Source organism: Burkholderia sp. B10 (assembly GCF_004368385.1).
Taxonomy (GTDB): Bacteria; Pseudomonadota; Gammaproteobacteria; order Burkholderiales; family Burkholderiaceae; genus Burkholderia; species Burkholderia vietnamiensis.
This window is the reverse complement of the sequence record NZ_PQMX01000135.1, coordinates 1-6,760: the sequence shown is the minus strand read 5'-3', so window position 1 is coordinate 6,760 and position 6,760 is coordinate 1. Positions and strand designations below refer to the sequence as shown.

Genomic DNA, 6,760 nt, shown 5'->3' with positions numbered 1-6,760 from the left:
TCCTGCACAGTTCCTTGACCGGCATACCGGCCTCGGCTTCCTTCAGAAACCCGATGATTTGCTGTTCCGTAAAGCGCTTCTTCATGTTCGTCTTCTTCTCCGAAAACGAACTTTACTAGACTCCGGCTGGCCCTGTTTGCAGGGGGCAGGTCACTATCCCATACCAACAAAATTCCATCCCCCTTCCCGATTTCCGACGGACAATCAGGAAATTCGGATGAAGTGAAGCCTGATCAAGGGCGTCCACGTAGAATCTGCCAATCTCCCCCGATGCAGGATCCAGAACGATGAACGGAGCTACCCAGATAGCTCGGGCCGTTTGCCCGCACGATTGTCCCGACACATGCGCGATGCGCGTAACCGTCGAAAACGGCAAGGCAATCAAGGTCACCGGCGACCCCGAGCATCCGCCGACCCAAGGCGTGCTGTGCACGAAAGTCAGCCGATATGCCGATCGCGTTCATCATCCTGACCGTCTGACCGTTCCGCTCAAGCGCATCGGCGCGAAGGGGGAAGGGCGTTTTGCGCCGATCACCTGGAACGAAGCGTTCGACGAGATCGGCCGCCGCTTGGGCGATATCGCCGCGCGCTCGCCGGAGTCGATCTTGCCGTACAGCTATGCGGGAACGATGGGCCTCGTGCAGGGCGAAGGCATTGCTCAACGGTTCTTCCACAAAATCGGCGCGTCGCGGCTCGAGCGCACAATCTGCGCGGCGGCCGGCGCGGCAGGGCTGCGCTACACGTATGGCGGAAACATCGGCATGCACCTCGAACATTTCGAGGAAAGCGAGCTGATCCTCATCTGGGGCGCCAATCCAATTGCGTCGAGTCTGCATTTCTGGACACGCGCGCAGGAAGCCAAGCGCCGCGGGGCACGCCTGGTCGCGATCGATCCGTATCGCTCGTTGACCGCGGAGAAGTGTCATCAGCACATCGCACTGAAGCCGGGCACCGACGGCGCGTTCGCCTTGGGCATGATGAATGTGCTGATTACCGAGAACCTGCTCGATCACGACTACATCGCGAACCATACGGTCGGCTTCGAGGCGCTGAAGGCGCGAGCGCTGTCCTATCCGCCCGAACGCGTCGCCCAAATTTGCGGGATCGACGCGTCGGAACTGATCGAACTCGCGCGCCGCTACGGCGCGACGCGCAAGGCATCGATTCGCCTCAATTACGGCATGCAGCGCGTGCGCGGCGGCGGCAATGCAGTGCGTGCAATCGCATCCCTGCCCGGACTCACGGGCGCATGGCGCGATCGGGCCGGCGGGCTGTTGCTGTCGTCGTCGGAATTCGCGCCGATCGATCATGCCGCCTTGCTGCGCCCGGATCTCATCCCCGGCTGGCCGCACAAGTTGCCGCGCATCATCAACATGAATGCGATCGGCGACGCGTTGCTGCATCCGGGCGACGATGCCTTCGGGCCGAAGGTGGAAGCGGTGATCGTCTACAACTCGAACCCGGTGGCCGTCGCGCCGGACTCGTCGAAGGTAGCAGCGGGGTTCGCGCGCGAGGACCTGTTCACAGTCGTTCTGGAGCACTTCCAGACGGATACCGTCGATTTCGCCGACATTGTGCTGCCTGCGACGACGCAACTCGAGCATCTCGACATCCACAAATCGTATGGTCACACCTACGTGATGGCGAACCTGCCGGCGATCCCGCCGGTCGGCGAGGCGCGGCCGAACACGGAGATTTTCCGCGGCATCGCGCGCAGCATGGGGCTCGACGAGCCGGCGCTCTATCACAGCGACGAAGAAGTCGCTCAGGCGGCGCTCCGCTGGGACGACCCGACGCTCGATAGCGACTGGAACACCTTGAAGCACGCGGGCTGGGTGAAGCTCAAGCTCGCGGATGCGCCGTTTGCAAACGGCGGCTTCCGCACGCCGTCCGGAAAATGCGAGTTCCACAGCGCGCGACTCGAGCAAATGGGCCTGGATCCGGTGCCGGATTATCTGCCGCCGTACGAGTCGGCCGAGGCGTCGCCGGAACTGGCCGCGCGTTACCCGCTCGCGATGATTTCGCCGCCGGCCCGCCACTTCCTGAACAGCACGTTCGTCAACGTCGAGAGCCTGCGCAGTACGGAAGGCGAGCCGCACCTCGACATCCATCCGGCGGACGCCGAGTCGCGCGGCATCGGCGATGGCGGCATGGTGCGAATCTTCAACGACCGCGGCTCGATGCAGGCCGTCGCGAGGGTCACGGATCGTGCGCGCGCGGGGCTGGTCGTGGGCTTGTCGATCTGGTGGAAGAAGTTGTCCGCGGACGGCCGAAACGCAAATGAAGTGACGAGTCAGGCGCTGACCGATCTCGGCAATTCGGCGACGTTTTACGATTGCCTGGTAGAAGTAGAACGGATTTGACCGAACATCGCGATATGATCTGACGAATTCAATCGAAAGTTGGAAGTGGGTATCTAACCCTGTTGTCTCGGGACGGGCGAGCCGCTACGATGCGTTTTAGCACGACCATTCGAAAATCAGTGAGGAGACGCGCGGCATGGAAAAAATTTGGCTGAAATCGTACCCACCCGGCGTTCCAGCCGAAATTGACGCGTCCCCCTACCCATCCATCCCGGATCTGCTCGACGAGAGCTTCCGCCAGTATCGTGATCGCAGCGCGTTCGTCTGCATGGGCAAGCGCATCACGTACGGCGAACTCGATGCGCTGTCGCGACATTTCGGCGCGTGGCTGCAGTCGCGCGGGCTGAAGCGCGGCGCGCGCGTCGCGTTGATGATGCCGAACGTGCTGCAATACCCGGTGGCGATCGTCGCGGTGCTTCGCGCCGGCTATACGGTCGTCAACGTCAACCCGCTCTATACGCCGCGCGAGCTCGAGCATCAGCTGAAGGACAGCGGCGCAGAGGCGATCGTCATTCTCGAGAACTTCGCGTCGACGCTTCAGGCCGTGATCGCCAACACCGGGATCAAGCATGTCGTCGTCGCATCGATGGGCGACCTGCTGGGCATCAAGGGCTGGCTCGTCAACTATGTCGTGCGGCGCGTAAAGAAGATGGTGCCGCCGTGGCAATTGCCGTCGTATACGCGCTTCAACGCCGCGCTGTCGGAGGGCGCACGGCAGACCTTCAAACCGCCGAAGCTCGCGCCGGACGACGTCGCGTTCCTCCAGTACACGGGTGGCACCACCGGGGTCGCGAAGGGCGCGACGCTGCTGCACCGCAACATCGTGTCGAACGTGCTGCAAGCCGGCGCGTGGCACCATCCCGCGCATGAGAAATTCCCGGACGTGAAGCAGTTCATCACCGTCGTCGCGCTCCCGCTCTATCACGTGTTTGCGCTGACCGTCTGCGGGTTCCTGACCATGCGCACGGGCGGCATGGGCATCCTGATCCCGAACCCGCGCGACATCGGCGGCATGATCAAGGAGCTGAAGGGCTACCAGATCTCGACGATTCCGGCAGTCAACACGTTGTACAACGCGCTGCTGAACCATCCGGATTTCGGCCAGCTCGACCTGTCGAAGCTCGCGATCGCGAACGGCGGTGGGATGGCGATCCAGGAAGGCGTCGCGAAGCGCTGGTACGAAAAAACCCATACGGCGATCGTCGAAGGGTATGGCCTGTCGGAGACGTCGCCGGTGGCGACCTGCAACCCGGTGACGGCCACCGAATACAGTGGGACGATCGGTTTGCCTCTGCCGTCGACCGAGATTGCGATTCGCGACGACGCGGGCAACGACGTCGCGCTCGGCGAGCCGGGCGAGATCTGCATTCGCGGGCCGCAGGTTATGGCCGGCTACTGGAACCGTCCGGATGAAACGGCGAAGGTCATGTTTCCCGACGGCTTCTTCAAGACCGGCGACATCGGCGTGATGGACGCGCGCGGTTACGTGAAGATCGTCGACCGCAAGAAGGACATGATCCTCGTGTCCGGCTTCAACGTGTATCCGAACGAGGTCGAGGACGTGGTGGCGTCGCATCCGGGCGTGTTCGAGGTGGCGGCCGTCGGCGTACCGGACGAACACTCGGGCGAAGCGGTGAAGCTGTTCGTCGTGAAAAAGGACCCGGCGCTCACCGACAAGGACATCCTCGCGTACTGCAAGGAGCGGCTCACCGGCTACAAGCGGCCGAAGCTGGTCGAATTCCGCACGGAACTGCCGAAGACGACCGTCGGAAAGATCCTGCGGCGCGAACTGCGCGACGGACGCGCGTAAAGCGTAAGGTCGACGTTCGAACCTGCGAGCCCGGCCTTGTGCCGGGCTTTTTAATTTTGGGCGGGCGACGCGTCGCGCTGCAGATATCGTCGGGACGTGGCCGTCGCCACGATGGTCGTTCGACCCCGAGGGCGGTGGCCGCCGGCGCGGCCGCGACCATTCCATGCACCCGCTTCGCTTCGAATGGCAGGCGCGCGGTGAACTTCGGTGCCGGTAAAGGCGGCGTTCACGTGGCGCTGCGTCGCCAGCGCACAGCCGGCGCAAGCGCTCGCGCCGCGCCGCCGCGCGCGCCACACGCCGACCGCGCCCAACCGAAAAAGAAAAAGGCGCCCGAAGGCGCCTTCAAGACACTGCGGCTTGTCAGGCAAGCTGATTAGAACTTGTGACGGATGCCGACGCGGGCCGCGACCTGGTTGCTGGTGCTCGACTGGTCGAGGCCGTTGATCGCGGCGGTGGCCGGAGCGATGTGGCCCGACGAATCGAGCACGTTGCCCGACGCGTGTTGATACACGCCGATCACGTAGACGTCGGTGCGCTTCGACAGGAAGTAGTCGACGCCCAGCGAGCCCTGGTGATACTTGGCCGCCGAGTTGCCGTCGATCTTGCTGCCTTGCGTGTAGTCGTACGCGGCGCCGAGGATCAACGCCGGGGTCAACTGGTACTTGAAGTTGAGTTCGCCGTTGTTGAACGTCGCGGTCTGGTTCGTGTATTGACCGGCCGAGAAGCCCTTGAACTTCGTGTTCGAGTACGTCGCGCCGATCGTTGCCGCGCCGAACGTGTATGCACCGCCCGCGCCGATGACCTGGTACGTGTTCGCGCTGTTCGCGTACGTGCCGTAAACCGGCGACGAGACGACCGGCTTGCCGCTTGCCGCCGGATCGGACGAGCCGGTGTTGAAGATGCCGCCGTAGTTCGCCGGCGTACGTGCGTTCAGGTAGCCGACGCCCAGGACCAGCGGGCCGTTGTTGTAGCCCGCGCCGAGCGACCAGACCTGATTCTTCGAGAACTGGCCGGCTTGGCCGCCGAAGCTGTACAAGCCGCCGAACGTGAAGCCGCCGTAGTTTGCGCTCGTGTACTTGACCGCGTTGTTCACACGGTAAGCGTTGTTGAAGTTGTCGAGGTCGCCCGGGTGAGCGGCGATGTAGCCGCCCCATTGGTCACCTGCCTCGAGCGGGCCGACGAAGTCGACGACGGAGTCGTACTGGCGACCCAGCGTGACCGTGCCGTACTGGCTCGACAGGCCGACGTAAGCCTGACGACCGAACATCAGGCCGCCTTGACCGAGCTTGCCGGAGTTCACGTCGAAACCATTTTCGAGCACGAAGATCGCCTTCAGGCCGCCGCCCAGATCTTCGGTGCCGCGCAGGCCGAAGCGGCTGCCTTGCATCACGCCGCTGGCCAGACCGTACAGATGGCCGCCCTTCGCGTTGTTGTTGAAGATGAAGCCTTCATCGATGATGCCGTAAAGGGTCACGCTGCTTTGCGCATGGGCTGCGCCAGCGAACGCGCCCAGCGCGACGAGCGCGAGAAGCGACTTTTTCATTAACGGATCTCCAAGAATCACTGAATTTTTTTGGCGGGGCGGATAGTTATGTTGTGTCGACGAGCCCCTTCAACTTCGCAAGAAGTCGCTCGTAATGTAGCAAAGCCACTTTTTCCGACAAAGCGAAATGCCGTGGCTCAAGGTCGCCATGTTTCCTTTATGCAACAATGGTTAAAATCACGGGTTAACCGCAATTTCCGCTGAATAATCAAGTCGGTTACGCAGCGGAGCACGTGCCTTTTGCCGCCCGCGGCAGCACACGCAGACAGGAGAACAGGATGGTGTTGGACGAACTGATCAGCGAATTCGACCGTGGCCTCAGGTCGCTGACCGGCATTAGCCGGATGAGCCGGCCGGTGCCGGTGCCCGCGCAGCCGCCGGCTGCCGAACTGACGCCCGCGGAGCGCACGCACGCCGCCGGGCTGATGCGTGTGAACCACGTCGGCGAGGTTTGTGCGCAGGCGCTCTATCAGGCGCAGAAGTTCACGGCGCGCACCGCCTCCGCGAAGGCGATGTTCGAGGAAGCCGCGCGCGAGGAAGAGGACCATCTCGCATGGACCGCGCACCGCCTGAAGGAGCTCGACTCGCGCCCGAGCCTGTTGAATCCGCTCTGGTATGCGGGTGCGCTGGCGATCGGCGTGGCTGCCGGCACGCTCGGCGACAAGGTCAGCCTGGGCTTCATGGCCGAGACCGAGCGCCAGGTGGAGAATCACCTCGAAGGCCACCTGTCCGAGCTTCCGGCCGCGGACACCGCGTCGCGCGCGATCGTCGATCAGATGCGCATCGACGAGGTGAAGCACGGCAAGGCAGCGACCGATGCCGGCGGAGTGGAATTGCCGCTGCCTGCTCGGATGCTGATGCGCGCCGCCTCGAAAGTCATGACCAGCACTGCGTACTATCTGTGATCTTCGGGCCGGGGCCGCGCACGACGCGGCTCCGGTTCACCGCCGACGATACCGCCCGCTTTTTCCGCGTTTTCCCGCCCCCGAAAGCCCCGCCCGCACGCCAGTCTGGCCCGCCTTTCTCACGTATCACCTTCACAAG

5 protein-coding genes are annotated in these 6,760 nt (G+C 63.3%); 3 read left to right on the top strand and 2 right to left on the bottom strand.

What is annotated here, in order from left to right; all coding sequences use genetic code 11:
• On the bottom strand, positions 1-85 hold an 85-nt coding region (locus C3Y15_RS30830; protein WP_134206827.1), incomplete at its 3' end, for a transposase.
• A 202-nt stretch (positions 86-287) separates the two neighbouring features.
• Here C3Y15_RS30830 and C3Y15_RS30825 point away from each other — a divergent pair.
• Both C3Y15_RS30825 and C3Y15_RS30820 read left to right on the top strand, forming a co-directional pair.
• Positions 288-2,363: a molybdopterin oxidoreductase family protein gene (locus C3Y15_RS30825; protein WP_069246131.1), complete on the top strand. Its 2,076-nt coding sequence runs from the start codon at positions 288-290 to the stop codon at positions 2,361-2,363.
• A 136-nt stretch (positions 2,364-2,499) separates the two neighbouring features.
• Entirely contained in the window at positions 2,500-4,173 is a 1,674-nt protein-coding gene (locus C3Y15_RS30820; protein WP_069246132.1) for a long-chain fatty acid--CoA ligase, read from the top strand.
• Positions 4,174-4,546: 373 nt separating this feature from the next.
• Here the strand turns inward: C3Y15_RS30820 and C3Y15_RS30810 are convergent, their stop codons facing one another.
• Positions 4,547-5,716, bottom strand: coding sequence for a porin (locus tag C3Y15_RS30810; protein ID WP_059476087.1), 1,170 nt, complete (start codon positions 5,714-5,716; stop codon positions 4,547-4,549).
• A gap of 278 nt (positions 5,717-5,994) precedes the next feature.
• Here C3Y15_RS30810 and coq7 point away from each other — a divergent pair, with 278 nt between their 5' ends.
• On the top strand, positions 5,995-6,621 hold the full coding sequence (gene coq7 / locus C3Y15_RS30805; protein ID WP_014722385.1) for a 2-polyprenyl-3-methyl-6-methoxy-1,4-benzoquinone monooxygenase: 627 nt from the start codon (positions 5,995-5,997) through the stop codon (positions 6,619-6,621).
• The last annotated feature ends 139 nt before the right edge of the window (positions 6,622-6,760 follow it).

Excerpts from the sequence above, each read along its gene's own strand:
- C3Y15_RS30825 (WP_069246131.1), top strand. The coding sequence starts at position 288 with ATGAACGGAGCTACCCAGATAGCTCGGGCCGTTTGCCCGCACGATTGT.
- C3Y15_RS30820 (WP_069246132.1), top strand. The coding sequence starts at position 2,500 with ATGGAAAAAATTTGGCTGAAATCGTACCCACCCGGCGTTCCAGCCGAA.
- C3Y15_RS30810 (WP_059476087.1), bottom strand. The coding sequence starts at position 5,716 with ATGAAAAAGTCGCTTCTCGCGCTCGTCGCGCTGGGCGCGTTCGCTGGC.
- coq7 (WP_014722385.1), top strand. The coding sequence starts at position 5,995 with ATGGTGTTGGACGAACTGATCAGCGAATTCGACCGTGGCCTCAGGTCG.